General features: G+C 52.7%; 32 protein-coding genes, 1 tRNA gene and 2 pseudogenes. 22 read left to right on the forward strand and 13 right to left on the reverse strand.

The window, feature by feature from the left end:
- Window positions 1-3 precede the first annotated feature (3 nt).
- The 3 genes and pseudogenes from HXY31_RS00700 to HXY31_RS00705 form a co-directional block, all read right to left on the reverse strand.
- Complete coding sequence (locus HXY31_RS00700) at window positions 4-672, reverse strand: hypothetical protein (RefSeq protein WP_292638456.1); 669 nt, start codon at window positions 670-672, stop codon at window positions 4-6.
- A gap of 203 nt (window positions 673-875) precedes the next feature.
- Window positions 876-974, reverse strand: a pseudogene (locus HXY31_RS12300) (GIY-YIG nuclease family protein); the annotation flags it as partial.
- Between the two features lie 70 nt (window positions 975-1,044).
- On the reverse strand, window positions 1,045-1,401 hold the full coding sequence (locus HXY31_RS00705; protein ID WP_292638459.1) for a hypothetical protein: 357 nt from the start codon (window positions 1,399-1,401) through the stop codon (window positions 1,045-1,047).
- Between the two features lie 139 nt (window positions 1,402-1,540).
- On the opposite strand from HXY31_RS00705, the gene HXY31_RS12305 reads away from it, so the two are divergent.
- The 8 genes from HXY31_RS12305 (at window position 1,541) to HXY31_RS00740 (ending at window position 8,595) form a co-directional block, all read left to right on the forward strand.
- The gene (locus HXY31_RS12305; RefSeq protein ID WP_366933051.1) at window positions 1,541-1,828 is read left to right on the forward strand and encodes a DUF2604 domain-containing protein; all 288 of its coding nucleotides are present in this window, start codon (window positions 1,541-1,543) and stop codon (window positions 1,826-1,828) included.
- 26 nt (window positions 1,829-1,854) lie between these two features.
- On the forward strand, window positions 1,855-2,304 hold the full coding sequence (locus HXY31_RS00710) for a hypothetical protein (protein ID WP_292638462.1): 450 nt from the start codon (window positions 1,855-1,857) through the stop codon (window positions 2,302-2,304).
- Window positions 2,282-2,788, forward strand: a complete 507-nt coding sequence (locus tag HXY31_RS00715; protein WP_292638464.1) for a hypothetical protein — start codon at window positions 2,282-2,284, stop codon at window positions 2,786-2,788. The genes HXY31_RS00710 and HXY31_RS00715 overlap by 23 nt, the downstream gene beginning before the upstream one ends.
- A 41-nt stretch (window positions 2,789-2,829) precedes the next feature.
- On the forward strand, window positions 2,830-4,320 hold the full coding sequence (locus HXY31_RS00720; protein ID WP_292638466.1) for a ThiF family adenylyltransferase: 1,491 nt from the start codon (window positions 2,830-2,832) through the stop codon (window positions 4,318-4,320).
- 71 nt (window positions 4,321-4,391) lie between these two features.
- On the forward strand, window positions 4,392-5,429 hold the full coding sequence (locus tag HXY31_RS00725) for a hypothetical protein (RefSeq protein WP_292638468.1): 1,038 nt from the start codon (window positions 4,392-4,394) through the stop codon (window positions 5,427-5,429).
- Window positions 5,430-5,520: 91 nt separating this feature from the next.
- The gene (locus tag HXY31_RS00730) at window positions 5,521-6,699 is read left to right on the forward strand and encodes a HEPN domain-containing protein (protein WP_292638470.1); all 1,179 of its coding nucleotides are present in this window, start codon (window positions 5,521-5,523) and stop codon (window positions 6,697-6,699) included.
- Window positions 6,700-7,108: 409 nt separating this feature from the next.
- Window positions 7,109-7,621 carry an HNH endonuclease signature motif containing protein gene (locus HXY31_RS00735; RefSeq protein WP_292638473.1) on the forward strand — a complete coding sequence of 171 codons (513 nt, stop codon included), beginning with the start codon at window positions 7,109-7,111 and terminating at the stop codon, window positions 7,619-7,621.
- Window positions 7,622-7,821: 200 nt separating this feature from the next.
- The gene (locus tag HXY31_RS00740; protein ID WP_292638476.1) at window positions 7,822-8,595 is read left to right on the forward strand and encodes an FprA family A-type flavoprotein; all 774 of its coding nucleotides are present in this window, start codon (window positions 7,822-7,824) and stop codon (window positions 8,593-8,595) included.
- A gap of 37 nt (window positions 8,596-8,632) precedes the next feature.
- Here the strand turns inward: HXY31_RS00740 and HXY31_RS00745 are convergent, their stop codons facing one another.
- The 5 genes from HXY31_RS00745 to HXY31_RS00765 are packed head-to-tail and all read right to left on the reverse strand — an operon-like array spanning window position 8,633 to window position 12,559.
- Window positions 8,633-9,055, reverse strand: a complete 423-nt coding sequence (locus tag HXY31_RS00745) for a hypothetical protein (protein WP_292638479.1) — start codon at window positions 9,053-9,055, stop codon at window positions 8,633-8,635.
- Between the two features lie 36 nt (window positions 9,056-9,091).
- A complete protein-coding gene (locus HXY31_RS00750; RefSeq protein ID WP_292638482.1) occupies window positions 9,092-10,396 on the reverse strand; it encodes a sodium-dependent transporter in 1,305 nt (434 codons plus the stop codon).
- 49 nt (window positions 10,397-10,445) lie between these two features.
- Window positions 10,446-11,078, reverse strand: a complete 633-nt coding sequence (pdxT, locus tag HXY31_RS00755; RefSeq protein ID WP_292638485.1) for a pyridoxal 5'-phosphate synthase glutaminase subunit PdxT — start codon at window positions 11,076-11,078, stop codon at window positions 10,446-10,448.
- Window positions 11,075-12,040 (reverse strand): pyridoxal 5'-phosphate synthase lyase subunit PdxS, encoded by a 966-nt coding sequence (gene pdxS, locus HXY31_RS00760; RefSeq protein WP_292638487.1) that lies wholly within the window; start codon window positions 12,038-12,040, stop codon window positions 11,075-11,077. The genes pdxT and pdxS overlap by 4 nt, the downstream gene beginning before the upstream one ends.
- Window positions 12,041-12,082: 42 nt before the next feature.
- Window positions 12,083-12,559 carry a hypothetical protein gene (locus HXY31_RS00765; protein ID WP_292638489.1) on the reverse strand — a complete coding sequence of 159 codons (477 nt, stop codon included), beginning with the start codon at window positions 12,557-12,559 and terminating at the stop codon, window positions 12,083-12,085.
- Window positions 12,560-12,632: 73 nt separating this feature from the next.
- Here HXY31_RS00765 and HXY31_RS00770 point away from each other — a divergent pair, with 73 nt between their 5' ends.
- Window positions 12,633-14,906 carry an aconitate hydratase gene (locus tag HXY31_RS00770; RefSeq protein ID WP_292638491.1) on the forward strand — a complete coding sequence of 758 codons (2,274 nt, stop codon included), beginning with the start codon at window positions 12,633-12,635 and terminating at the stop codon, window positions 14,904-14,906.
- 1 nt (window position 14,907) lies between these two features.
- On the opposite strand, the gene HXY31_RS00775 is transcribed toward HXY31_RS00770, so the two are convergent.
- Window positions 14,908-15,294 (reverse strand): hypothetical protein, encoded by a 387-nt coding sequence (locus tag HXY31_RS00775; RefSeq protein ID WP_292638494.1) that lies wholly within the window; start codon window positions 15,292-15,294, stop codon window positions 14,908-14,910.
- Between the two features lie 85 nt (window positions 15,295-15,379).
- Between HXY31_RS00775 and HXY31_RS00780 the strand changes: the two genes are divergently transcribed.
- The 4 genes and pseudogenes from HXY31_RS00780 (at window position 15,380) to HXY31_RS12315 (ending at window position 19,576) form a co-directional block, all read left to right on the forward strand.
- Window positions 15,380-15,514, forward strand: coding sequence for a hypothetical protein (locus HXY31_RS00780; protein WP_292638497.1), 135 nt, complete (start codon window positions 15,380-15,382; stop codon window positions 15,512-15,514).
- Between the two features lie 35 nt (window positions 15,515-15,549).
- Window positions 15,550-17,514, forward strand: a complete 1,965-nt coding sequence (locus HXY31_RS00785) for a 2-oxoacid:ferredoxin oxidoreductase subunit alpha (RefSeq protein WP_292638498.1) — start codon at window positions 15,550-15,552, stop codon at window positions 17,512-17,514.
- Between the two features lie 109 nt (window positions 17,515-17,623).
- Window positions 17,624-18,652: pseudogene (locus HXY31_RS12310) on the forward strand (LAGLIDADG family homing endonuclease); the annotation flags it as partial.
- On the forward strand, window positions 18,638-19,576 hold the full coding sequence (locus HXY31_RS12315; RefSeq protein ID WP_366933057.1) for a 2-oxoacid:ferredoxin oxidoreductase subunit beta: 939 nt from the start codon (window positions 18,638-18,640) through the stop codon (window positions 19,574-19,576). The pseudogene HXY31_RS12310 and the gene HXY31_RS12315, both read left to right, overlap by 15 nt.
- Window positions 19,577-19,581: 5 nt before the next feature.
- Here the strand turns inward: HXY31_RS12315 and HXY31_RS00795 are convergent.
- Window positions 19,582-19,656: transfer RNA gene (locus tag HXY31_RS00795), tRNA-Arg, on the reverse strand.
- Window positions 19,657-19,731: 75 nt separating this feature from the next.
- Here HXY31_RS00795 and HXY31_RS00800 point away from each other — a divergent pair.
- A complete protein-coding gene (locus HXY31_RS00800; protein ID WP_292638504.1) occupies window positions 19,732-19,884 on the forward strand; it encodes a hypothetical protein in 153 nt (50 codons plus the stop codon).
- Window positions 19,881-20,087, forward strand: a complete 207-nt coding sequence (locus HXY31_RS00805; protein WP_292638507.1) for a hypothetical protein — start codon at window positions 19,881-19,883, stop codon at window positions 20,085-20,087. The genes HXY31_RS00800 and HXY31_RS00805 overlap by 4 nt, the downstream gene beginning before the upstream one ends.
- On the opposite strand, the gene HXY31_RS00810 is transcribed toward HXY31_RS00805, so the two are convergent.
- Both HXY31_RS00810 and HXY31_RS00815 read right to left on the reverse strand, forming a co-directional pair.
- A complete protein-coding gene (locus HXY31_RS00810; protein ID WP_292638510.1) occupies window positions 20,084-20,332 on the reverse strand; it encodes an Lrp/AsnC ligand binding domain-containing protein in 249 nt (82 codons plus the stop codon). The genes HXY31_RS00805 and HXY31_RS00810 overlap by 4 nt on opposite strands.
- A 54-nt stretch (window positions 20,333-20,386) precedes the next feature.
- A complete protein-coding gene (locus tag HXY31_RS00815; RefSeq protein ID WP_292638513.1) occupies window positions 20,387-20,554 on the reverse strand; it encodes a hypothetical protein in 168 nt (55 codons plus the stop codon).
- Between the two features lie 115 nt (window positions 20,555-20,669).
- Here HXY31_RS00815 and HXY31_RS00820 point away from each other — a divergent pair, with 115 nt between their 5' ends.
- From HXY31_RS00820 to HXY31_RS00840, 5 genes are all read left to right on the forward strand, one after another.
- Window positions 20,670-21,224, forward strand: coding sequence for a plastocyanin/azurin family copper-binding protein (locus HXY31_RS00820; RefSeq protein ID WP_292638515.1), 555 nt, complete (start codon window positions 20,670-20,672; stop codon window positions 21,222-21,224).
- A gap of 79 nt (window positions 21,225-21,303) precedes the next feature.
- On the forward strand, window positions 21,304-22,077 hold the full coding sequence (sufC, locus tag HXY31_RS00825; protein ID WP_292638517.1) for a Fe-S cluster assembly ATPase SufC: 774 nt from the start codon (window positions 21,304-21,306) through the stop codon (window positions 22,075-22,077).
- A gap of 76 nt (window positions 22,078-22,153) precedes the next feature.
- Window positions 22,154-22,840 carry a chlorite dismutase family protein gene (locus tag HXY31_RS00830; protein WP_292638520.1) on the forward strand — a complete coding sequence of 229 codons (687 nt, stop codon included), beginning with the start codon at window positions 22,154-22,156 and terminating at the stop codon, window positions 22,838-22,840.
- A 1-nt stretch (window position 22,841) separates the two neighbouring features.
- Window positions 22,842-23,390 carry a DUF1802 family protein gene (locus HXY31_RS00835; protein ID WP_292638522.1) on the forward strand — a complete coding sequence of 183 codons (549 nt, stop codon included), beginning with the start codon at window positions 22,842-22,844 and terminating at the stop codon, window positions 23,388-23,390.
- The gene (locus tag HXY31_RS00840; RefSeq protein WP_292638526.1) at window positions 23,387-24,373 is read left to right on the forward strand and encodes an aldo/keto reductase; all 987 of its coding nucleotides are present in this window, start codon (window positions 23,387-23,389) and stop codon (window positions 24,371-24,373) included. Before HXY31_RS00835 ends, HXY31_RS00840 begins: the two co-directional genes overlap by 4 nt.
- On the opposite strand, the gene HXY31_RS00845 is transcribed toward HXY31_RS00840, so the two are convergent.
- Window positions 24,370-25,395 (reverse strand): AsnC family transcriptional regulator, encoded by a 1,026-nt coding sequence (locus tag HXY31_RS00845; RefSeq protein ID WP_292638529.1) that lies wholly within the window; start codon window positions 25,393-25,395, stop codon window positions 24,370-24,372. The two genes, HXY31_RS00840 and HXY31_RS00845, sit on opposite strands and share 4 nt — an antisense overlap.
- A gap of 295 nt (window positions 25,396-25,690) precedes the next feature.
- Here HXY31_RS00845 and HXY31_RS00850 point away from each other — a divergent pair, with 295 nt between their 5' ends.
- Entirely contained in the window at window positions 25,691-26,017 is a 327-nt protein-coding gene (locus tag HXY31_RS00850) for a DUF4342 domain-containing protein (protein WP_292638532.1), read from the forward strand.
- Between the two features lie 39 nt (window positions 26,018-26,056).
- Entirely contained in the window at window positions 26,057-26,236 is a 180-nt protein-coding gene (locus HXY31_RS00855; protein WP_292638536.1) for a hypothetical protein, read from the forward strand.
- Window position 26,237 lies beyond the last annotated feature (1 nt).

Below are 26,237 nucleotides of genomic sequence, written 5' to 3' on the forward strand. Positions count from 1 at the left end.
TGCTTAGAAACACGATCTTACCACGGATTTCAGCTTCCTGACTGCATTCTGCCGTTCCCTTCTGGTAAATCCTCGTTTGTTCAGCAGGGCATCATAATACTCGAAAACATCGCGTATCTTGGCTCCTTCCTTGCCCAGGGCGTATGATGCCCAAGTATCAGGATTCCCGACCCTGTATCTGCTGAAAGGGGTCCGCATCACAAAGAACCTCGTACTCTCGTGATTTGCGATCCTGACAGGCCGGTATCCAACAAGTGGCAGGTCTACAGTGACTACTCTGACCTTCTTTCCGTTATCAAGCAGTCTCTCAAATTCAGCCACTTCGTGAGCAGTCCTCTCGTGACCTTCGTATATCACTGTGGCATCTGACACGTCATAGCTGAAGTAATCGGCACAGTAAAGCTCAGTCCGGTCAAGCTGTTTCCTTGTCAACTTTCTCCTTGCTTCATTTACGGAACGACTGAATCTGGCAAAGTCCATCTCGATTCCCACTGCCTTCTTTGCTCTTGTTTTGCGTACTACATCAAATACAAGATAACCGTGGCCTGACCCAAAGTCATAAAAGGTATCATTTTTTGTTATCTTGGCAAGCTCTATCAGAGTGTTTCTTTCCTGCGGATTAAGTGCAGTCGCCGGCCCGATATCATCAGGTCTCCTTCCGATGATGTCCAATTACCATGTCGACAACTGTCTCCGAGTCTATAATATCTTGTGTCGCCGGTCCATCAGCCAAGAAGCCACGACAGGAAGTCGTCATCACAGCCCTTCTTACCACGGGTGTTACCCGGCGGGCAGTGCCTTGATATCATCTTCTTCTCAACATCATAGGTATCTAGGTTGCTCATAGTATATCCACTGATGAAGCACGCTCCAAGCGCATCGCCTTCATGCAGATGTTCTCGAGTTCTGCGTCGGAGGTCATTGGTTCGACCCACGTACCGCGTGGAGCCGTCGCAGTCTACTATCCTGTACACTCCGGGATTGTCTGGTATATGGCCCAGCGAGTCGCGAGAGTAGCCTGCTCGGAATCTCTTCAACAAATCATCACCGTGAGAGCACCTTTCTTACCTCCGGCAAGGCTAGTGCAAATCCAACATGCGCGCAATCAGAACTATTCTTGTCGGTTATGCATCTGAGCTTTTTGTTCCTTATCTGAACTTCAAAGAATCTGCCCCCCTTGCGTTCATCCTTTAGAGTGAGAATATCCTCATTGAAACCAACGACGGAGATAAACTGCGCAGCGGTCAACATGTCCCTACGTTCGAGCTCCATCAAGGCAGATTCAGAGATGAAGGCTGCAAACGAGATTGCGCGTTTCTGCTTTTCAGTTTCATGCTTTTGCTCAAGCTGTCGTAATGACTCGCCGCTCATAGTGACGGTTTTTTGACCTCGCTTTGGCAACTATTTTCTTAAGAAAAAAGCTCGCTTAATAACTTTGTGCACGCCGCGACCGTTAGAAACCATAGGTAACCGTTACTAACCATGCCCTCGCCGCGGCCTTTTTATCCTACCCTCTCTATCAAGCTTGCCGGTAGGGTCGATGAGCAGTCAATCATCAAACCAGGACACGAGAGGAAACACGCCGCGCTTTCAGGTAATTTTTGTGATCCAAGGCCGAGAGTTTCCTGTAACTGTGAACGCAAACCAAGCAATACGGGGTGCAGTGCAACAGGCACTACATGATTCGGGGAACCAAGGGTCTGCAGATGGCTGGCAGTTACGAACTGAAGACGGCCATCTACTTGACTTGCAGCAAAGCTTTGAGAGCCAGGGCATAACATCCACAGTCAAGCTGTTTCTGAGCAAGGGTGCTGGCCGCGGCGGATGAAAGTGAGACGACTCCTTGACCCTTTAGTGGCTAGGGTCAAGTATGCAGGAGCCCTTGGTGAGCTTCAATCTGTCGAAGACACATACAAAGAGATATGGAGAATAAGGCAAGCAGAGTACCCAATAATTCTCATAGATATCATATCAGCTAAGAGCCGAAATCCTTGTCTTACACTGTATCTGGACCTGCGTAACTATGATTTCGCGCCTCCGAGTGCAACGCTGCTAACGATGGATTTGAGAAAGCGGCTGCTGCCGGAGAACGTGCCGGCGGTAGTTGAAGGTTCCGAGTCAGCCAAAGGGCATCTTGCGGGCACTCCGCAGACTGGGCTTTGGTTCTGCAGCCCTGGTTTTTACGAGTACCATGATTTTTACTATCCGATGGACAGGTGGGAATTGATAAGGGGAACAGATATGGGGCAGCTGACTTGGATTGTAAATCAAGCTTGCAATCTTGTCGATCGCCAGAAGATTTAGGGAGTCGAGCATTTTGAGTATTCAGACTATCGAAATAACACGATCGATTCTCTCCAAGACGTTTAATTTTTTGAGAATGCACGGTAAACAGGGTAATGAATCGCATGCTTTGTGGGTTGGAGACACAGGTGAGGGTGTCTTGAAAGTAAGCGATGTATGGTTTCCACAACAGTACAACTCGCCTATCGAGTATGTTGTGCCTGAAGAAGAAATCCATCGTCTGAACGTAAAGTTGAACCAATCTGGACTAGCCGCGCTCGCCCAGATTCATACACACCCCGGAGAGGCATTTCACAGCTCAGTTGACAATGATGGCTCTGCACTTCTAGTCCTTCCCGGAGCGCTTAGCATAGTCATACCAGACTATGGCTTCGTTAAGGAGGACGACCCCGGAATATGGGCGCTATACCAGTATGACGGGCGCAGATGGAAAGAAACCTCTGACGACAAGGAGGCGAAGAGGAGATTATTCAGAATAATCTAGGATTCAATATTGATCCTGCATCGGCTAAGAACATCGAAGTGATGTCAGCCGTATCCAGCATTGAAAAAGTGGGAGACTTGAGGAGAATCGCAGACTCTTTTAGAGTAGATGTGGTGTTTCAGGACGGTTCAAAAAATGACCCGAATATGGTCATGTCCTGCTTCATTGCACTGAACCTGCTCCCCCGATTTCTAAAAATGGTTCGTTACAAGGGCGACACGGGCATACTAGGTAACTTCCCACCGTCTCATACCGCGAAAATCAATCTAGGCAACGATGATAGCGGCTGGAAACCACACGTTACTCTAGTTTTTGGAAAGGATCCAGTTGTTGCTCAGAACCGCGTAATTTACGTCGGCTCTGCAGGCTGGAGCATTTGCCTGTCTACAAAAAAGCCCTGTGGCTGGGATTCCGCAGCCAACGTTAATCGTATTGCGGCAATGTATGCAGGAACTCTTGCGGTAGGCGAAGTCTTCAAGATGCTTTTGTCTTCTCTGAATGTGAAATCAGAGTTGGTCGACACACTGGAGTACGACCTAGTCACACACGGAACGACAAAGAACCACCCAGTCATCGAACCTAAGATACCCTCCATTATGCATTTAGAAGATCTCACTATCGTGGGCTGCGGAGCAATCGGACAAGCTTTGATAGTGGCACTTGCGAATTCAACGTATCTTTCTGGCCACATAACACTGGTGGATCAGGACAAGTTAGAGCCCTCGAATGAACAGCGCTACATCCTCGGGTACGAGGAAAAGAGAGGCCAGATGAAAGTGAACGTTGCACAGGGAGTTCTTAGTGAGAACAATAACTTGCTGTCTGTGACCGTATTACCTATGAAGTATGAAGACGCCATGTCTGCTTTCGAGTATTCGCCCCTAGGTTCTGAGATAGTCGCGTCAGTCGATAACGAGAGGACTAGAATCAACATTCAAGCAGCCATCCCAAGACTGCTATGGAATGTATGGACCGATGTCTCCGAGGGAAGTGTGAGGTACGGAGTAGGCCGACACGTTCTCGATACCGATCTCGAATGTGCTGCGTGCTCATATTTTCCAAAGGAGAAAGCCCCTTCCTCACAGCTTGCGATGAATGCGATTCGGACCGGGATTCCAGAAGCGGAACTGCAAGACAGGATTGCAAAAGGAGATGTATGCAAGCCAGAGGATGTGGAAAGAATCGCAAAAACTCATAATCTTGTCGTCGATGGGTTGCGTGGACTTGTAGGCATGCGCCTGAAAGAGGTCCTGCACGGAGAATGCGGTGTATTCAGCATAAGAATGCCTGAAAAGCATGAAACTACTCCTGCACCACACGCGCCAGTGATGGCAGGTACCATACTGGCCTCCCAGATAATCCTGTCTCGCTTGCCGTTACCTGAAGGCGCAAGACTGGTAGAATCAGTCGCAGAATTTGAGTCATTTTCTATTCCTAGTTCCAACTGCTTGATGAGGAAGAGAAAAAATACGTCGTGTTTCTGTAACGACCCCGTATATGTCGAAGCGTATCGTATAAAGTGGAAGAAATAGAATCGAAGGTGCAGATTGAATAACTACCACGTCAACATGTTTATCATATAGAAAATTGCTCTAATTGTTCCTTGAATACGGATCAGTTTTTCGAAGAATTCATAAAGGCTTACAAGTTGATATGCAAGCAATTCGGCTTAGAGAGTCTCCTGCATGAAGTAAGAAGACTGGAGACAAAGCATGTAGGTCTAGACTACATATCATACGCCCAATCCCAAGATTGTTCCATTAACTTTAGTGTTAGAAGCAACAGTGATGATTCAGATATTATTGGAGACAGTGTGACAGTTTCACTAGAGATAGAAACTCCTAAGCTCTTCCGCTCAAAGCATTTGCAGGCGGAACTAACCAGATCGAAATTCAAGAAGGGATTTCTGCAAAGGTGGAGCCTCACCAGGATCAGACAATTCGGGCGATGGCTCGAGGCAGAACCTATTGATGTCATTTTCCACGACATGGATGTACGGGTGTACGGTCTTCCAGGAAGTACAAGACCAACGGTTGCAGAGTTTGTTACAGTCATTGCAGGTCTCGAAAAGCGACAGCAACCGAGGAAGCTGCTTGTTTACAGATTTCACCACCATGAAAAGTACAGTGAAGCGGAATTTTTTAGCTATGCTCTTTGGATATGCGTTACCGATTACGATTTCTGGATTGTCTTTCCTAATGCCGCCGGGCTGAGCGGAGGTGAGAACTTTAGGGATTATTGTTTCATTGAAGAGTTGTTGGAAAACGCCAGCAGGAAGCTTAAGCCTGATATCCGCGATCTGGACGTGGATTATGAAGACTTGGAAGGATATTTGCTGCAACATGCAGTAACATTTGGAAGTAGGGAAAGCGAAGTCAACCGGCTCAAGGCAATACTAAAGATAATCTCAGAGGGAATCTACTTTGTCCTACTTATCGAGGGAGATGATGATGAGGCAGCTGCATACATGCTATTTTCCTTCAGCTTGGTATATGCCATACTTATCGGAATCCCGATCGCAATCGTGAGTCTGTTCTATGCATACTGGATAGAATCCAAGGTTCAATCTCAACTATCTGACTACCTTTATTCCGACTTGGGAATTCCTTACGGCAGCCTAGGCGATCTCAAGCTGCTGTGACTGCGAGTTTACAACTTCTAAGGAAGTTAATGTTCTCAATAGTAAGCTTTCTTCAATAAAGTTCATCTAGTCAGATACTTAGACAAGGTCATTGAGTGGAAAAAACTCTGAGGAAGAACGCATCGTTAAGCTCTTTCACACAGCCATCTCTGAACCTGATGACAGGCAAGGGTTTGAAAGTATTAAGGAAATAACTACTCTTGTAGAACGTTCTAAGAAATATTCTGACCTTATTTTGCGACCTGACTTGGTCGATGCTTATTATATATTCAAACGGGAAAACATCGCCGTTAAAGCTTCTGTTGCGGAGGTAGAAAAGTTCCTGAAGGATAGTCTATTCAAGACAGCAGACTATGACTTTTACTTTCCCATCTACAGGGCGAAGAGATATCCCGATGGTTACAAGATTGGAAATTGTGTCGCACTGGCGTTTGAAAAGCTTCCTCAAAAGGTTCAAGAAATATTCCTGAAGGATTGGGATTCAGAATACACACTTCAAGGAAGTGGTATGAGTAAAGAGCACTTCATAGTGTTGCACAAAGAATCCCTTTTCCTAAGCTGCAATTTGAAAGCAAATGGTCAGGGTGGTGCAACGACTAAGGCAAGAATGCAATGCGAACAAGCACTAGATCTCTTGAGAATCGTCCATGGCACATCATTTAAGATCAATGACTTTTGCTTCGTGGTAGACAAGAGTTCAGAGGTCTTTCATCGTCTTCCGATTATGGAATTGCTCGAAGAAAAGGCAAGTGTACTATATTCCTCAGGTAGTGACTCTTTCATTTGCACACTGAACGATATTATGATTGCTCAAAGCCCGACGGAGTTGGAGCAAAAAATAAAAAATGCTGTCCATTTATTTGCAGTCGCTACTTCTGTTTCGTATCCGGAGGTAAAATTTGTCATTTTGTGCTCAGCCATGGAAGCAATGTTGCTTTCTAGTGGTGACAAAGACTATTTGGGATGGAAGCTTGCTGAGAGAGCAGCATTTTTGCTAGAACCAAAAGCAAAACGGGAGAGCACTGCAAAAGAGGTTGCAGACTTGTATAATATGAGATCCAGATTCGTGCATCAGGATGCAAAAGATGAACCTATAACAAGTGCAGATTATAGCTCGATTGAGAATGTCATGCTAAATGTTCTTCTTCGCCTAATTGAAATGAGAAAAAGAGGATATACACGAGTTTCAAAGTGCAAGAATGCGCAATTATCCATAGCAGACTACGTAGATATGGTAAAATATTCAGGAGTGGGCGATATAATTCTGTAGATACTGGTTTTGCTATTTGTGCAACTTTACGTAATAGTGGTTTCTTGACCCGCTACCACCACAACGTATGTAACGACTAGGTTTGCTGTCTTCACATGCGTAAAGCTTAAAGCTTAAAGCTTAGGCCGTCTAATCACAATTGGAACCCTCTTACTAGAACTAAGGTTATGGCGGGCCCGTCGGGATTCGAACCCCCTCGAGTTACCGGTAAAAACAAGCGTAAATCCCACCCCCCGCACTTTTTCAACTATCTCATGTACTGTTGACAGAAATTTGACCCCCGCTCGTTATTACCGGTAAAAGCAAGCGCAAATCCCACATGTAACGAGGCGTTACGAGTTCGACATCTTGCCTCGCGTTACAGTGCATACGCCCTGTTTATTACTAAATTGCGATCGTTAATTCTCGAATGCCTCCAAGGAATGTCAGAACCATAAGGGACCTGATATACTGGGAGTACGCTAAACTGATAGCGGGCAGTGCCGTAGGCGATAGGAAGAATTACGGCTTCATAATGCATACCTACAATAATTTAAAAACCAAGAAACTTCCTCCTTCCACAATCCTGCGAGAAAACCAAAAGCTGGTCAAAGAAGCTTCTAACATTTGTTCCTACTGTGGATTTAATCAGGACCTTCAATGGGAACATATCATCCCCAAATCGCGCGGTGGACCCGATACCATAGACAACATGGTTCTCAGCTGCAAGAAATGTAACTTGTCGAAGGGTGATAGAGATCCGTTTGAATGGTACGGCAAGGAAAGAAGGTACGAGGTACCAAGGTTGGTGCTAGGAAAATACCTGAAGCTTGCCTACGAGGCTCATGAAAAGTCTGGTACTCTTGATTCGCAGGACCTTAATGCAGACGAGACCCTGGATGTGTTTGATTTGGGGGTCGTCTTCAAGAAAGCTACCCCATGAAGGTATCGACATTCGTTCTAGAAAAGAACCTAAACCCCTGCACCTTATTCGAGATGAAGATATGATGAGGTCCCATGGAGTAAAGAGGAAAGACTAAACCCTTTCTCATTGCCACAAATACAGAGCGGGTTCAAATCCTTCGCACTTTTTTACCATGTTCCACGCGAACACTTATGGCAGACTCCATATCTACATGTCCCATGCCAGAGGTCCGCAAGGAGTACAGGGTTGCAAAGGACACGCCTGTCAGCATTTCGGAAATAAAGGACGGCATATACAGAATATCGGGCTTTGTGAAGGAATTTGGGATCACATTCAACCAGTTTCTCATAGACGACGAAAAGCCAACCCTCATACACACCGGCCCCATAGGAATGTACGAGCGCATCGAAGAAAAAGTCAAGGAAGTGATGCCCCTGGACAAGCTGTCGTACGTTGCATTCCTGCACTTTGAAAGCGACGAGTGGGGCGGCATGGACTTTTTAAAGTCTCCCGGGGTGAAGCTGCTGTGCAGCGACCTCAGTTCCAAGCTAAACCTCGTCGGGTGGAATGGCGTGCCTGTCGACCACATTTCATTCTGGGACAACGAGACTCTGAAAACAGGGAGGAGGACGCTGAGATTCCTGATGACGCCGCACGTCCATCACTGGGACAGCATGATGGTTTTCGAGGACACCACCAAGTCGCTCTTTCCCTCGGACCTCTTTATCCAGCCAGGCGAGAACAGGCCGGTGGCGTCCGACGACCTGTCAGAAAGCATGATCAAGCTTTACAGAGGCGCAGGGATTTTTGCAAGTGAAAATCCGGTGCGCCAGACTGCAAAGCGGCTTGCAAAGTTGGGACCCGAAATGGTGTTTCCCATGCACGGCCCGTGCATAGAAAAAGGCGTATTTCCAAAGTACGTCGATGCACTGATGAAAAACGAATTTGCTTATTCCGGCGTCCTGCTTGGACAAAAGCTGGAAGCGGGCTAATCGTACTGGCACCGGACCTTAAACCGCGCCGGGCGAATCAATGCCCTTCTGCCACTGCCGACACATCCCTGTGCTTTGTGACGGTGACTGCGCCTTCGTTTGCAGTGGCAGTGACTGTCGTAAAGTCAAGGTCCTCCTCGTCAGGCGTCAAGAGCCTGCCCTGAAACGGCCCAAGGTCGCCAAGCTCGATGGCCCTGCCGCCGTCAAACTGGACAGCCACATCGCGCATTGTCTCGAGGCTGTTGTTTGTGATGCTGACCCTGACTGTCTGCATGGTGCCTATGACCTCGCTCCTCTGGATTATCTCTAAGTAGAGGCCAGCGCGCGGGATAAAGAACGCCGTCATTACCGCTGCCAGCACCACGAAACCTCCTATTATGGCAAACTTGGCTATCCTTGCCCAGTTGCGCCTCTTTCTTCCCCTGTAGCCTGCGCCGTACTGGTCGTCCCATCCGCTCAATGCCCGCTTTTCGTGCACATCAGAGAAAAACGTTGCTCAGCCTACAAGCTGCGTGAGAAGGGTGACCACGATGAGCAGGGGCACGGCGACCCTTGCAACTGAGATCAGGCCTGCAGGAACCTTGACGCGGCTGTAGAGGTTCACCTGCTCTGTCAGGATCTTCTTGTCTAAAAACCAGGTCGCGACTATGGCAAACACGGCGCCAACAATCGGCAGGCCATAGTCGCCCAGCGCGTCGTTGACGACGTCAAGCACGGCCGCGCCATTTACGCGCAGGTCCACCGTGCTGTAGCTTAGGGCCGACGGCAGTCCTGCGACAAACGCCGCGATTCCGATAATGCTTGCAGCTTTTCGCCTGCTAAACCCGAGCGAGTCTTCAAGCGCCGAGACCGGAAGCTGGAACATCGAGATGGACGACGTTATGCCTGCAAGCAGGAGCAGGACAAAGAACAGCGGCGCAATGACGGCGCCAAGCTCTATCGTGGAGAACACCTGCGGCAGCACCTTGAATACAAGCGTCGTCCCTTCGGCCGGGTTTGCGTCATTTGAAAAAACAAAGGAAAAGATCATCAGGCCGGCGACAAAGGAGACTGCCAGGTCTGCCCCGATGATCACAAGAGACGACGAGACCACCGGGCGCTTCTGGCCCAGGTAGCTTCCGTAGGTCAAAAGCACGCCCATGCCTATCGAAAGCGAAAAGAACGCCTGTCCAAACGCCGCCGCCCAGACCTGCGGGTCAGAAAAAACCGTCGCGTCGGGCGTGAGATAAAACGTGACTCCCTCGCCAGCGCCGGGAAGCGTCAATCCAATGGCAGTGAGGGGCACCATTATGCCCACAAAGAGCAGTATGCCGTACTTGCTCACCTTTTCTATGCCGCTGCGCACGCCGGTCCTTACTATCAGATAGTTGACTGCTGCGATGACTGCAAACGACAGCAGTGGATACCATGACTGCGAGTATTCCTCAAAAGATACCGCCATGCCTGTCGCATACATGGCAAAATACGACAGTATCCACCCAAGTATCGCCATGTAGTAGCTCAGCACGCCAAACGTGACTGCGACCATGGCAGCGCCTGCCCACGCAAAGCGCTTCCTTATCTTTTGCAGGGCGACAATCACCGACGTCTGGTAGTACCGGCCAAGCGTAAACTCGAGCACCATGAACGAGAGCCCGAACGTAAAGACGACTACGAGGTATATCCCGAGAAACGCCCCTCCCCCGTTCTCGCCTGCGACGTAGGGAAAGCGCCAGATGTTGCCGACGCCCACCGCAGAGCCTATGGCTGCAAACAAAAACCCGCCATACGAGCCCCACTTTTCACGCCCGGTGACCTGCACGGCAGCGCTATGTATCGAATGCTATTAAGCTGCGCGCCTGCAGTGCAATCTACTTGGCGCGCCTGTAGTCGAGGACCATCTTCAAAAACTGCCTGTGCATGCGCGCGTCGCCGGCAAGCTCAGGGTGGAAGGCCGTGCCGATTATGTTCTTCTGCCTGACAGCCACTATCCTGCCTGCATGCCTTGCTATCACCTCGACGTCCTTGCCGGCCTCGCTCACCGCCGGCGCCCTGATAAAGACGCCTTTGAACGGGCTCTTGCCAAGCGCGTCTATCTTCAGGTCCGCCTCAAACGAGTCGTTCTGCCTGCCAAACGCGTTGCGCTCTATCACGATGTCGAGGTTGCCTATCGTCTTTTGCCTCGTCTCTCCCACCACGCGGTCATAAGCCCTCTTTGAAAGCATTATCATGCCCGCGCATGTTCCAAGCACAGGCATCCCGTCTGCTATGCGCTTTTTCATGACAGGAAGCGAGCGCTGGATTGCGGCAAGCGCGCTCTGGACCGTGCTCTCGCCGCCCGGGAGTATCAGCCCGTCGACCCTCTCCATTTCCTCCGGGTAGCGCACGAGCTCAACGCTTCCGTTTACGCTCATCTCCTCCATCGCCTGCCTTGTCGCGGCGACGTTTTCTTCAATGTCGCCCTGAAAGCCAAGGACTCCTATCGTCAGCTGCTTTTTTGTCAAGCCGACTGACCCCTTTCCTGCATCCTGAGCTCCAGGTTCTTGGTGTCAAGCCCGAGGAGCGCCTTTTTCTCGTCGACCATCTTTTGCGCCTCCCTCACTATCTTGGCGTCGTCGTAGAACGTGGTCGCAAGCACCACTGCGCGCGCACGCTGCGCGGGATCGTCTGACTTGAATATGCCCGAGCCGACAAAGACGCCGTCGCAGCCAAGGTTCATCAGAAACGCCGCGTCAGCCGGGGTCGTAATGCCGCCTGCAGCGAAATTGACGACAGGAAGCCTGCCAAGGCGCGCCGTCTCTTCCACTATTGCAAACGAGACCTTGTACTCGCGCGCAGCCTTCATCAGTTCTTGTTTATCGCCGTCCTGGTAGTGCGACTTTATCCTCCTTATCTCGTTGTTGACCATGCGGATGTGCGTGACTGCCTCTGCGACGTTGCCGGTCCCCGGCTCGCCCTTTGTGCGTATCATTGCCGCGCCCTCCTCTATCCTCCTGAGCGCCTCGCCTAGGTTCTTGGCGCCGTTGACAAACGGGGTCGTGAAATCCCACTTCCAGATGTGGCGCTCCTCGTCTGCCGGCGTCAGCACCTCGCTTTCGTCTATCATGTCCGCGCCTGTTATTTCCAGGACGCGCGCCTCGTCTGTGTGGCCTATCCTGCACTTTGCCATTATCGGGATGGTGACTGCGTCCATTATCTCTTCGATGACCTTGATGCTTGCGGTCCTTGCCACGCCTCCTGCCTTCCTTACGTCATAGGGGAGCTTGTCAAGGACCATGACTGCGACTGCGCCGGCCTCCTCCGCTATCTGGGCCTGCTCGACGTTTGTCACGTCCATCACGACGCCGTGCTTTTGCATGTGCGCAAAGCCGCGCTTTAAAAGAGTGGTCCCCCGGACCGTCCCAGCCTGCTCGTCGGCCTTGACGCCCTTTGCGCCCGGCTCGCTGGAAACAAGCGATATGGTCATTTACAGCCAATCTGCGCCGAAACGCTCTATATAGATATTGGCTCATCTGTCCATTATGGCGTCAAGCTGAGAGCCGACGTTTGTGATTATGGGCGGTATGACGCCCCCGTGCGCCCCGGGGCTGACCCAGTTGAACGTCTTCTGCCCCTCGTCGGTGCTTACGCGCAGCGTGTATTTCGTAAAGTCAGTAGCATTGTCCGACTGCGGGTAGTTGGTCGCAGATATCTGCATGAATCCTGTTTCAAGGATGAGCCCCCTTATCCTGCCAAGCTCCTCGCCTGAAAGCGGTATGCGCCTCTCCTGCCCGCCCGCCTGCGTGTATGTTGCAGAGCCGTCCTGCGCTATGCTCAAAAGTTCCGCGCTCTGCGTGACAAGCCCCTGGTCTGTTCTTGTTACGTTCTGCCGGCTGTACTCGATGCTCAGCGCCTCCTGCGGCGGCTGGTTCAGGCTCGGGATGGCGATGAGCGCGGCCATGGCTGCGACGACGCCTGCGAGCGCAAGGACGAACTTTCTTGCCAACCGGCTCTCTGCGGCGGCCGGTGGTTATTAAAGCATAAGGAAAAAGAGATATTGGACAAAACCGCCGGTTCTCATGCAGATGGTAGCGATAGAGACGACTCCTGCGCTTGTTGAAAAGGTGTACGAAAAGCTTGCCAAGAATATTTCCGCTTATCGGCAGATGGTCAAAAGGCCACTGACTCTTTCTGAAAAGATACTGGTGGGACACCTTGATGGGCAGGTGCACGAGCCGGAGAGGGGCAAGAGCTACGTCTTTTTGAACCCGGACAGGGTCGCCCTGCAGGACGTGACGGGCCAGATGACTATTCTGCAGTTCATGCAGGCAGACCTGAAGCGGGTGAAACTTCCGACGACGGTGCACTGCGACCACCTGATACAGGCCAAAGTCGACAGCGCGACTGACACGCGCTTTGCGCTTGTACAGAACAACGAAGTCTATCAATTCCTAGAGTCTGCGTGCCGCAAGTACGGCATCGGCTTCTGGAAGCCTGGCGCCGGCATAATCCACCAGGTGGTCCTTGAAAACTATGCGTTCCCCGGCGGCCTCATGATAGGCACCGACTCTCACACGCCAAACGCCGGCGGGCTTGGCATGGTGGCAATAGGCGTGGGCGGCCTGGACGCGGCGGAGGTGATGGCCGGCATGCCCTGGGAGCTCCTTTACCCTAAAAGGATCGGTGTTTATTTGAAGGGCGAACTGAGCGGCTGGGCGGCACCTAAAGACATCATACTCTACGTCGCGTCAAAGCTGACGGTGTCCGGCGGCACAAACGCAATAATAGAGTATTTCGGCCCCGGCGCAAGGTCGATATCGTGCACCGGCAAGGCCACGATAACAAACATGGGCGCAGAGATTGGAGCCACGTGCTCGATATTTGCATACGACGAGCGCATGGACGCGTACCTGCGGGCAACCGGCAGGCCGGAGCTTGCCGAGCTTGCAAACAGGCACAGGGACCTGCTGACAGAAGACCTGGAAATCGAAAGCGAGCCTGCCCGGTTCTTTGACCAGCTTGTTGAAATTGATTTGTCAAAGCTGGAGCCACACATTGTCGGCCCTCACACGCCCGACCTTGCAAGGCCCGTCTCAAAGATGGCAGACGACGTCGGCAAGAACCACTACCTTGACAATATCTCCGTCGCCCTGATAGGGAGCTGCACAAACTCTTCTTACGAGGACATGTCCCGCGCTGCAGACATTGCAGAGCAGGCCAAAAAGCACGGCATAAAGACAAAGGTGCCGCTGCAGGTGACGCCCGGCTCGGAGATGATCCGCGCAACCATAGAGCGCGACGGCCAGATGCAGACGCTCAAGGAGATAGGCGCAAACGTGCTTGCAAACGCCTGCGGCCCTTGCATCGGGCAGTGGAGCAGGCCGGAGCTGAAAAAGGGCGAGCCCAACACCATTGTCACGTCATACAACCGCAACTTTCCGGGCAGAAACGACGGCAGGCGGGAGACCATGAACTTTATCGGGAGCCCAGAGCTTGTGATAGCGCTTGCCCTCAGCGGCAGGCTGTCCTTCAACCCGCTGAAAGATGAACTGACGGCGTCTGACGGCACCCGGTTCAAGCTGCAGCCACCCAAGCCCGCGCCCGAAGTGCCAAAGAGGGGCTTTGCCGAAGCCCGGGACGTTTACGTTCCGCCGTCTGAAAACCCAGATGCCATAGAAGTAGTTATAGACCCTGCAAGCGATCGCTTGCAGAAGCTGACGCCCTTTGCAAAGTGGGACGGCAGGGACTTTGAGAAACTGCCGGTGCTTGCCAAGACAAAGGGCAAGACTACGACTGACCACATCTCGCCGGCAGGCGCCTGGCTCAGCCTCCGCGGGCACCTTGACAGGATAAGCGACAACCTGCTCCTTGGCGGCGTAAACGCGTTCCGCGACGGGCAGGTCGGGGCAGGCAAGAACCAGCTCACGGGTCAGGTGGAGCCGTACCCGCAAATAGCGCGCGCCTACAAGTCAAAGGGCCTCCGCTGGGTAATAATCGGCGACAGCAACTACGGCGAAGGCTCTAGCCGCGAGCACGCCGCGATGACTCCAAGATATCTGGGCTGCGCAGCGGTGATAGCAAGGTCGTTTGCAAGGATACACGAGACGAACCTGAAAAAGCAGGGAGTGCTTGCGCTCACGTTTGAAAACCCTGCCGACTACGACAGGATAAGAGAAGACGACAGGATAAGCATAACAGGCCTCGCGGACATGCAGCAGGGCAAACCCGTCAAGTGCGTCGTCACGCACGCCGACGGCAAGTCGGAGGAGATATCACTGAAGCACTCGTACAACACTGCGCAGATTGGCTGGTTCAAGGCGGGGTCTGCACTGAACCTGATGAGGGCGCAGTAGCTCACTGGCGGATGAGAATCTCGACAGAATCGGCGTCTATCGTTCCTACGACGTCATAGTTCCTGTAGTCGCCGTAGGTGAAGGTGCCGGAAATCACGAATTCCTGAGCGCCGCCTACCGACTGTTCCAGCAGCGGCTCCTCTTTTGAAATTTCTTCGAGATTGCCTATCTGGTAGTGCTCGCCGTTCTGGCCGCGGAATCCAAACGCGCATTCCATAGTTTCAGGTCCGGGGAAAAGCCCTTGTTCGTGGGGCAGGCAGACCATCCTTCCGGCAACGCTGATCTCGTTGCCGTCCTGCATCCTGTACGGGATCTCGCCAAAGAGCACCGCCCATGCTATTATCCCTGCAGCGGCCGCAGCGGCTATTGCGATTGCGTAGCGTGACACCGCGTACTGTAATGGACAAGATGATACTTTAGCCTTCACCCCGGCCTCAACAAAGTATAAAAACTTTGGATACGGTGAGAGAGCAATGGCAGGCGACGAGGCAGTCACGTGCGACTACTGCGGCAACCCGATAGAGTCGTGCATGTGCGTCTGCCCGTATTGCGGCCAAAAGGACTCGTGCGAGTGCTGCATACTTGACGCGGCGACAGGCGGCGGTTGACCGCTTTTGAACTTGTAAAGTATTAAAAGCAAGAAATGGGACCGGAAATCATAATGATTACAAACTCGCTCTCTTGGGTCATAGGCGGCGCGCAGGGGTCCGGCGTGGATTCTGCCGCAAACATCTTCTCCCGGGCGTGCGCGGTCGGCGGCCTGCACGTGTTTGGCAAGCGTGAATACTACTCCAACATCAAGGGCGAGCACAGCTACTTTACCGTGCGCGTAGCTGAAAAGCCGATCAGGTCGCCGGTGGACGAGGTAAACATACTCGTGTCGTTTGACGCCGAGACCGTGTTCCGGCACTTCAACGAGGTGACAAAGGGGGGAGCGATATTCTACGACGCAGGGGCGCTTGAAACCAAAATAGACGAGGTCCCAACAATCGACGACCCTGCGACAAAGCGGATAAAAAAGATGCTAGAAAAGGCGGGTCTCGGCACGACTGTCAAAGACGCGCTTGAATTTGCCAAGAAAAACGGCGTCGTGCTGTACCCGATGCCATATTTCCAGCTTTTAGAAGAGTTTGCGGCCGAGATGAACAACCCCGCGCTCAGCAAGCTGACGCGCATGACAAACGTGATGGCGCTTTCTGCCTCGATGGCGATGCTCGACTTTGATTCCGAGACGCTGTCGCAGGGCATACGCTACATCTTCAAGGCAAAAGAGAGCGTGGCAGAGATGAACGTAAAAGCAGCTGACCACATCTACGAGTACGCCAAGAAGAGGCTCGAGCCTGCCGGCTTTAACTACCGGCTAAAGACGCGGCCGGCCGCAAAGGACATGATGGTCGTGCTTGGGAGCCAGTCGTCTGCGATGGGCAAGATGGTAGCAGGCTGCCGGTTCCAGACCTACTACCCAATAACGCCGGCGTCAGACGACAGCGAGTTTTTAGAGTCGCACGAAGTGCTTGACCTCTACGACTCGGGCAAGAAGGGCTCCACAGTGGTCATCCAGACGGAGGACGAGATAGCCGCAATAACGATGGCAATAGGCGGGGCGCTATCTGGTGCAAGGTCCGCAACCGCCACCTCTGGCCCGGGCTTTTCCCTCATGGCAGAGGCGCTTGGCTGGGCCGGCATCAATGAAGTCCCGGTGGTTGTATCATTGTACCAGCGCGCCGGACCGTCAACGGGGCTACCGACAAGACACGAGCAGGGCGACCTGCAGTTTGCGATAAATGCAGGCCACGGCGAGTTTCCAAGGATAGTCTTTGCGTCAGGCGACATCGAAGAAAGTTTCTACGACACAATAAAGGCGTTCAACTTTGCAGAGAAATACCAGATGCCTGTCATCCACATGCTTGACAAGGCGATTGCAAACAGCGTCATGACCTGCAGGGTGTTTGACCCTGCAAAGGTCAAGATAGAGCGGGGCGCGCTTGTCACGAAAATATCAGAAAATGACAAGGGGGTCGCCGGCAACTTCTTGCGCTTCAAGCTGGGAGCAGGCCCGGTAACTCCAAGGATGCCCCTTGGGACCGACGACGCGATATTCTGGAACACGGGCGACGAGCACACCGAGGAGGGCCACATCACCGAAGACCCCGAGACGAGAGTCGCGATGGTCGACAAGCGCATGGACAAGCTAGAGCTGGCGCTAAAAGAGATCCCCGACGAGGACAAGGCGATGATGTACGGCGACCCCAAAGCCGACGTGGCGATAATCAGCTGGGGCTCGACAAAAGGCGTCGTCCTTGATACGATAGAGATGCTTGAAGCCGAGGGCAAGAAGGTGCGCTTTGTCCATGTGCGGTTGCTGAACCCGTTCCCGACTGAACTTGTAAAATCCATGCTTGCAGGCGCAAAGGCGGTAGCAGACATTGAAATGAACTACCTCGGGCAGCTGGGCGCGCTTGTCAGCCAGCACGTCGGGCGCATGCCTGACTACAAGGTCGTGAAATACAACGGCAGGCCGATGTCGCTCGAGGAGGTTTATAACGCAGTCACGCGAATAATTTCCGGGAATGCTCCAAGGAGGCAGGTGCTGAAAGGTGGCTCTTAAACTCGCAGACTACAAGACTGAGGTGCACAACGACTGGTGCCCAGGATGCGTGCTGCCCGACACGACGATCCACTGCAATCCTTCTGCAAAACAGATACAGGAAGTTAGTGTGGGCGAGCGAGTCCTTGGCAGAGACGGCAGGTTTCACAAAGTCACCGAAATAATAAGCCACATTCACAGGGGCAAGATGTTCAGGATAGTAACAAAGTGCTTCGGGGAGACCTTTGCCACGCCCGAACATCCGATTCTGGTTGTAAAGCGCTCTGACCGGAACAAGAAGCTTCACAACACAAGTTACGACGCCGTCTGGAAGAGGGCAGACGAAATAGAGGAAAAGGACTACCTCATCTACCCGATACAGAAGGAGCAGGAAGACCGGGACTACATCGACGTCGATTACCGCCTGCCCAAGAAAGACGCCGTCAGTAAGGAAATGCCCGCAAGGATGCCACTGGATGCGGGCTTTTTGCGCCTGATGGGATACTATATCGCGGAGGGGTACGCGCACAACCGTGAGATATCATTTACATTCCACGTCGATGAAGTCGAGTTTCTAGAAGATGTAAAGGAAACCATGATGCGTGTTTTCGGCCTCGAAGGAACGACGCGTACAAAAGGAAAAGGGATCACAATAACTTTCTATTCTGCACCACTTGCCCGGCTGTTCTCTGAGTGGTTCGGAGAAGGGGCCTACAACAAAAAGATACCTCATTTTGCCATGCTACTTCCAGTCAGCAAACAGGCCGAGCTGATAAAAGGCCTGTGGAGAGGCGATGGCTGGGTCAGCCCCGGGCAGAGGCGTGCAAACTTCAAGACGATATCAAAGACGCTCTGCGAGCAGGTAAAGACGCTGCTGCTCAGGCAGTGGATAGTGCCGGTAATTTCTGTGATGAAGGCAAGCGGCATCCACCGGAAATCGTACTCTGTCCAGGTGGTGAGTGACCGCGACTTTGCCGTTCTGTGCAGAATGCTGGGAAGAGACTATGAGCCGATACAGCACACCGGCAAGCCGCCGTCTTCAATCTTGGGACCCGATTACGTCCTGATTCCTATCAAAAAGATTGACAGCTTTGATTATGAGGGGCCCGTCTTCAACTTGGAGGTCAACGATGTCAATTCCTACGTGAGCGAAAACGCCGTGCTACACAACTGTGGCGATTTCGGCATCCTCAACGCCATCCAGATGGCGCTTGCCGACATGCAGATACCTCCGTACAAGGCGACGATATTTTCCGGCATCGGATGCTCGGGCAAGACGCCGCACTTCATCAAGACGTACGGCATCCACACGCTTCACGGCCGCGTGCTTCCGTTTGCGCAGGGCGCTAAACTTGCAAACCCTGACCTTCAGATAATTGCCGTTGGCGGCGACGGCGACGGGCTTGGAATCGGCGCCGGGCATTTCGTTGGGGCTGGCAGGCGCAACGTGGACATGACCTACATCATATTCAACAACGCCGTCTATGGATTAACAAAGGGTCAGGCGTCGCCCACTTTGAAGCTTGGCATGAAAACTAAATCGCTGCCGCAGCCAAACATGAACAACTCTGTCAACCCTATTGCACTTGCACTCGTCTCTGGATTCACGTTCATTGCCCGCGGTTACTCGTACGACGTGAGGCACCTCAAGGATGTCATCAGAAAGGCAGTGGAGCACAAGGGGCTTGCGTTTGTAGACGTATTGCAGCCGTGCCCCACCTACAACGACATCAACACGAAGGAATGGTTCCAAGGTTCCGATCTGGTCGACCCGAACACAAAGAGGGCGATGCCGAGGATCTACAAGATGGAAGAGCAAGGGTATGACGGCATAGTGCGCGACCCGTCGGAGATGAACGCCAAGATGGCAAAGGTTATTGAAAAGTCAAACGAGTGGGGCGACAGGATTCCAATCGGGGTATTCTACCAGAACGAGCACATACCTACGTACCAGGAAAGGATTTCGGCAAGGATTGAAAACTATCGCGAGTCGCCGCCGGCAAGACAGCAGATAGCAGACGCAAGCGGCAAGACGGTGACCAACATCGAAAGGCTGCTGAACGACCTGCGGATAGATCATTAGAAAAGCGGGCCCGGAGGGCTTCGATCCCACGACCTGCGGTTCCGAAGACCGCCGCGATATCCTGGCTACGCTACGGGCCCTTCCCTGCAATATGCAGGCGCCTCTATATCAAGCCTGACAGAAATAGTAATGAAGCCCGGCATCCAAATACCTGCGTGCTGGACTTGCGGCAGCTCTTCTGCGACCACGGCGAGTCGTTTGCGTACCGCCAGTACGACGACTACGAGTTTGTCGAGTACTGCAGGTGCAAGAGCTGCGGAAAAGTGTTAAAGTCGTTTACCGGCTACGACGAGGATCTGAGGGGATGAACCGCTACCTAACGGCGCTCATACTGATGTGGTGGGCCGGCGCAGGCATTGCAACAGTCGCCATCTTTGTCCCGGTCTACGACAGCTACCTTGCAGTCAGCATCGCCGGGTGGGGCACAGTGGCAGCAGCAACTGCATTGATTTTCGTTGAAATGCGCAGGATAAAAGCAGAAGACAAAAAGAAGGAAGAACTGAAGGGCTAGCCCTTTCCGCCCTGCTCTTCTATCACGACAAGCGTGACAGTCGACGTGATCCCCGGTATCTTGCGGATCTTGTTTGTGATCACGTGGTTCATCGCCTCTGTGTTTTCTGACTTGACCTTGACAAAGATGTCGTGAACGCCGTAGGTGCCCCTTACCTCCTTCACGTCGGGGAACTTGGCAATCTCGCCGATCAACTTTTCCTCGGAGCCCAGCGTGCAGTTCACGAGTATGTAGGCTGTTGGCATACGGGGGATTGGCGGAATAAAGTATTTAGGCTTTCCTGCGTCTGGTTTCGGACGCTACTTTTTGGTCACGTTGCGCCTGTCAGGCGAAATATAATGCTCGGTCAGCTTTTGCGTGTAGCAGGTGCCGCAGAGCTCGCCCTGCACGTTCCACTCGGGCATGGGCCTGTACCTGAACGTCATGTCGTTTCCGCAAGCCGCGCACTTGCCGGTTGTCCTGACCATCAGCTGACATTTCCCCGTGCCATCCAAAATAAAAGTCATTCCAAAAGTGCACTGCATTGCGCGGCAGAGGCCGCATCTAAAAGGAATTAATATAGGTACAGAAATACGCATGGCTATGGGTAAACCAGGAATCATCGCTTTTCCCGTCCTTCTCGTGCTTGGTGCGATAACAGGCTATCTCGCATACGACATGCTGGTTATCCAGTCTACCCCTGTCATGGGCATCTATGACAATTCCCCGTACCGCAAGGACCTTGCAGGCGCGCAGGCCCAGTCACCGACACCTGAAAACTCTGCAGAGGAGCAGCCGTCAGAAGAGGCGCCTGCAGCAGAAGAGACACCTGCCGCCGAAGAAACGCCGTCAGAAGGATCCGTGGTGACCATATCCATCCTGAAAGGCTCGTCGGCCCAGGGCGCGCCGGACTTTGATCCCGACGCTGCAACAGCCTCGCTTTCTGACACGATAAAGTGGGTCAACAACGACACTACGTACCACACCGCGACGTCAGGAACGGGCATTGACGACGAGGATTCCGGATCGGCCTTTGACACCAGCCTGCTTGCACCTGGAAAGGAATACAGCATAAAGGCGTCGGAGATAGGCGCAGGCGAATACGAATACTACTGCCAGGCACACCCGTTCATGGTAGGCACTCTGACGATAGAGTAGCCGGCTAGGCAAAGGTTGCGAATATTCCAAATATAACGGCGTTAAGTCTAAATACCTACAAATCGGAAGAAAGATGAAAATGGCATTTCTGGAGATTAAAGACTTGCACGTCAGCATAGATGGCAAGGAGATACTATCCGGCCTCAACCTGAACATTGACAAGGGCGAGGTCCACGCCATCATGGGGCCAAACGGCTCGGGCAAGAGCACGCTTGCAAACGCGGTCATGGGCCACCCGAAATACACGCTTGACTCTGGCGAGATAAGGGTCAAGGGCGAGCTCATAAACGACCTTTCAACCGATCTCAGGGCAAGGAAGGGCATATTCCTCGGGTTCCAGTACCCGACTGAAATATCCGGCGTAGGCTACTCGCATTTTCTGCGCAACGCCTACAACCAGCTGAACAAGTCGCTTGGCGAGGAGCAGAACCGCGAGGTGTTCCTTACGGTCAGGGAGTTCCACGAGTACGTGAAAAAGAACCTGGACGCAGTGGGACTTGACCCGTCGTTTCTCGGGCGGTACCTCAACGAGGGATTCTCGGGCGGAGAGAAAAAGCGCTCCGAGGTCATGCAGATGCTAGTGCTAAAGCCAAATATCGCGATACTTGACGAGCCCGACTCGGGTCTTGACATCGACGCGGTCAAGGCAGTGGCAGAGGCGATAAACAAGCTGATAGACACCGGCGCAGGCGTCCTTGTCATCACGCACTATGCGCGCATACTGCGCTACCTGAAAAAGCTCGACTACGTGCATGTCGTTGCCAAGGGCAAGGTGATCAAGTCCGGCGGCAAAGAGCTGTCGGAGGAGCTTGAAGCCAAGGGCTACGGCTGGCTGGGTCTCGAAGACAAGTAAACCTGCAATGCTGTGCAAGTGAAATCCGCCGGCAGTGTGCCTAGTTTTAAATATGGAAAGGGCTCCACCTTTCCAAATGTCGGAAGACAACAAGCCGCCGGCGCCTGTCTTTCTCAACTTTTCGTTTTTCAAGGTAGACCCCAAGTGGCGCTGGCTCAACGAGATGGGCAGGGAGGAGGCCGCAAAAGAGTTTGCAACCCTCGTGGAGGTCGCAAACACCAAGATGAAGGTGCGCACCTACTCGACGCTCGGGCTGCGCTCCGATTCCGACCTGATGATATGGATGATTTCAGACAGCGTGGAAAAGATGCAGGTCATGGCGTCCAAAGTATACAGCACGGTGTTTGGCAAGTACCTTGAATCGTCGCACACCTTTCTTTCGGCAAGCAGACCGTCGGTGTATTCAAGCAAGGTGACGCCCGGATTCATGACCGATGAGCAGCCGATGAAGTATGTCGTAGTCTACCCGTTTGTAAAGACAAGGGACTGGTATCTCCTGCCGTTTGAAGAGCGCAAGCAGATGATGGAAGAGCACATCATGGTCGGAAGAAAGTTCCCGCAGGTGCGCCTCAACACCACCTACTCGTTCGGCCTGGACGACCAGGACTTTATGCTTGCTTTTGAGACTCCTGACCTTGCGGTATTCCAGAACCTCATAATGCAGCTGCGCGAGACCAAGGTCAGCAAGTATGTAGTCCGCGACACGCCGATGATACCGTGCGTGCACAAGAACATCGAGGAGATAATCAAGAGCCTGGGGTGATATGGTGCAGGCGCTAAAAGAGTGGGCAGTGGTGTGCAGGGCGCTTCAAGAGGGCCGGCAGACCGTGCTCCTGCGAAAGGGCGGCATACTGGAATACCGGCAGGGCTTTGAAGTCAAGCACGACAGGTTCATGCTTTTTCCCACATACGAGCACCAGGCAAAGGAGCATCTGCAGCCAGACTATGCAGGCAGGATAGATGCCGTTTTCAAAGAGCAGCCGCCTGCAGAGTCGAACGTGCTTTCAAGCTATGCTGAAGCAAAGCGCGTGGCAGAGATAAGGGACCCTGCGGTCCTGAAGCAGCTGGAAAAGTACCACGTCTGGAGCGAAAGCTATGTTAATGCGAGGATGGCCTATAACCCCCAGAAGCCGATGAGCGTGATTCTCGTGCGCGTTTACAACCTGCAAAACCCGATAAAAATCGACACGAAAAAAGAGTGGGCCGGATGCAAGTCGTGGATTCCAATCGACGTTGAAGCGGCAGGCAGGCCCGCGCTCGACGATTCCGCGTTTTCGATGATAGAGTCTAAAGTCATGGAGGTACTGGCATGAAATACAGAAGGTTAGGCAAGAGCGACATCAGGGTAAGCGAGATAGGATTCGGCGCCTGGACTATTGCGCTTGACTGGTGGGGCAAGAAAATAGACGACGACGAGGCGATACGGATGTTGAAAAAGGCATACGACCTTGGCATCAACTTTTACGAGACTGCCGACATGTACGGCAAGGGCAGGAGCGAGAAGCTGATAGGCCAGGCGTTCAAGGACATGCGCAACGAAGTCGTCTACTCTACAAAGTGGGGCTACGACCTCTACAGCGCCGAGCAGATAGGGCACAACGAACTGCCGCAAAAGCACGACCCGGAATTCCTGCAGTTTGCGCTAAAGCAGAGCCTTGAAAGGCTGCAGACGGACTATATCGACGTCTACTCGCTCCACAACCCCAAGATGGACGCGATGCAAAACGACGAGCTGTTCTCCGCGCTCGACGACCTGGTGAAAAAAGGCACGATAAAGAGCCACGGGGTCGCCCTCGGGCCTGCGATAGGCTGGAAGGAAGAGGGGATATTCGCTATTGAAAACCGCAACATAACCTGCCTTCAGACTGTCTACAACATTCTCGAGCAGGACCCCGGGCGGGACCTGATAAGGTCGGCGCAGGAAAACGACGTGGGGATAATGGTGCGCGTGCCCGACGCGTCGGGGCTCTTGACAGGAAAGGTCAATGCAAATACCAAGTTTGACAAGAACGACCACCGCTCGTTCCGCAAGCAGGAATTCATCAAAGAGGCGATGCAAAAGATAGACAACATGAAGCCGATAGCCGACAAGCGGGGCTGGAACATAACCCAGCTTGCGATAAAGTTCATCCTGTCGCAGCCGCAGATTTCAGTCGTGCTGCCGACCATGATAAGCGTGGAAGAGCTGGAGATGTTTGCGTCAATCTCTGACGGCAACTACCTCTCGCCTGACGAGTCTGCCAGGCTGACAGAGATGTACGAGAACAACTTTTTCGTCAAGCCCGTCGCAGGCTAGACGAAATACTTGACCCTTTCTTTCTTGAACTCGCGGGAACTGAAAAGTATCTTGTAGTCTGGGATGCCGATTGACTTGGACATCTCGACTGCCATGTTTTCCGCGGCGTCAAGCGACCTTGCGTGCACCATCGAAAACACGTTGTACTTCCAGTCGGGGTATACAGGCCTTCGGTAGCAGTGGCTCACCTGCGGAAACGCCGCCAGCTTGAAGCCGACGTCGTCGACCCTGTCTTCGGGCACGTTCCACACGACCATGCCGTTTGCCACAAAGCCCGCGTCGCGGTGGCGCAGGATCGCCGCATACCTGCGCATGAGCCCGTTATTTTCATACTCTTTAGCCTTTGCAAACAGCTCTTCCGTGGTCACGCCGAGGTTCTGTGCCATCTCCTTGAAGGGCTCCTGAACAACAGGCAGGTCTTTTTGCAGCTCGCGCACAAACTCTTTGTCGCGCTCTGTTATCTCTAGCCTCTCGGGGTTCAGCTCCTTCACCTCGTCTGTGGGCTTGGGTTTTTCCGCGTCCTCGTTTACCATGTCTAGTTTTACGCCAATCTTGTACATTTTCAGCGTCGGGAGCAAGCGGTATTTCACGACGCCGTCAAGCGCGGCCATCCTGTCAAGCTCGTCTTTCATGTCCGAGTCGGGCGGGACTGCAAGGGTGAACCACATGTTGTACTCGTGGTTTCGCTCGTAGTTGTGGCTGACGCCCGGGTGCTCGTTTATCTTTTCTGCCACCGCGTCAAGTTTGTCGGGCCTTACTGCAAATGCAATGAGCGCGCTCTTGTACCCAAGGCGCCTGGTATCGAAAATGGCATTTATCTGCCTGACAAGGCCCATGCTGCGCAGTCCTGCAATCCTGCGCATGGTCTCGTCCTCCGAGAGGCCGTGCTTTTTGCCAAGCTCGAGGTAGGGCCTGTCTGCAAGCGGAAATACCCACTGGATGTCGTTTAGGAGTTTCCTGTCGGTCTCGTCCAGCTGCTGGTTTGCCTGCATCTGACCTGCTGCAGATGATCGCTTTTCCATTAAAAACCTACCTGCGCCACGACTTTGTAAAAAAAGCCGCCTCTAGATGCCTCTGCCTGCACATTTACAAAGCCAGGGTCGGACTCTGTACCCAATCCTGACAGGTCCCGAACCCTTTTCTACCCGCAGAAAAAATCTTACATCGTGTAACATTTTGAGCACGAAAAAATGATACAATTTTGCAAGATGGCAAGAGGCAAAAGCAATCTCGTGCGCAGAATTAGTTCTTTTAAGGCGGTTTTTTACAAAGCCAGGACCGCCAAATGTTAAAGAATTCGTGCCGCTATTTTCTACCATGGCAAAGTGTGGCGAATGTGGAGCGGACCTGCCTTCTGACGCCCGGTTCTGCCCGCGCTGCGGCGCGCAGGCGGGGCTCAAAAAAGAGGTCTACCAGGTGTCTGCAGAAGGACTGGTCGGCAAGGTGAAGGAAGTGATAAACGACGCCAAGGTCAAGAGGATAGTCGTCAAGGACGACAAGGGCAAGGTGCTTTTGTCCATTCCGGTCACATGGGGCGCGGCCGGCACGGTTGCAGTCCTTGCGCTTGCTCCCTGGCTTGCGGCGCTTGGGGTGATAGCAGGAGTCGTGACAAAGTGCACGGTGGAAGTAGAGAAGTCCGCCTAGCCAAATAGTCTAAATATCATTTCACGCCAAAACCCTGCCATGGGCGCCGTGATAATGCAGCTTGTCTGCGACACCTGCAAGAAGGTCCTTCTCGAAAAGGAAGGCGAGGAGCACCTTCTGAACGAGCGGTTCCCGATAACGCAGGAAGAGGCGCAGAACTTGGACAAAGAACACCGGGGCCACGAGTGCCACATCGAAGCTGTCCAGAAACTAGATTGAT

The organism is Nitrososphaera sp., assembly GCF_013388945.1.
In the GTDB taxonomy this organism is placed as follows: Archaea; Thermoproteota; Nitrososphaeria; order Nitrososphaerales; family Nitrososphaeraceae; genus Nitrososphaera.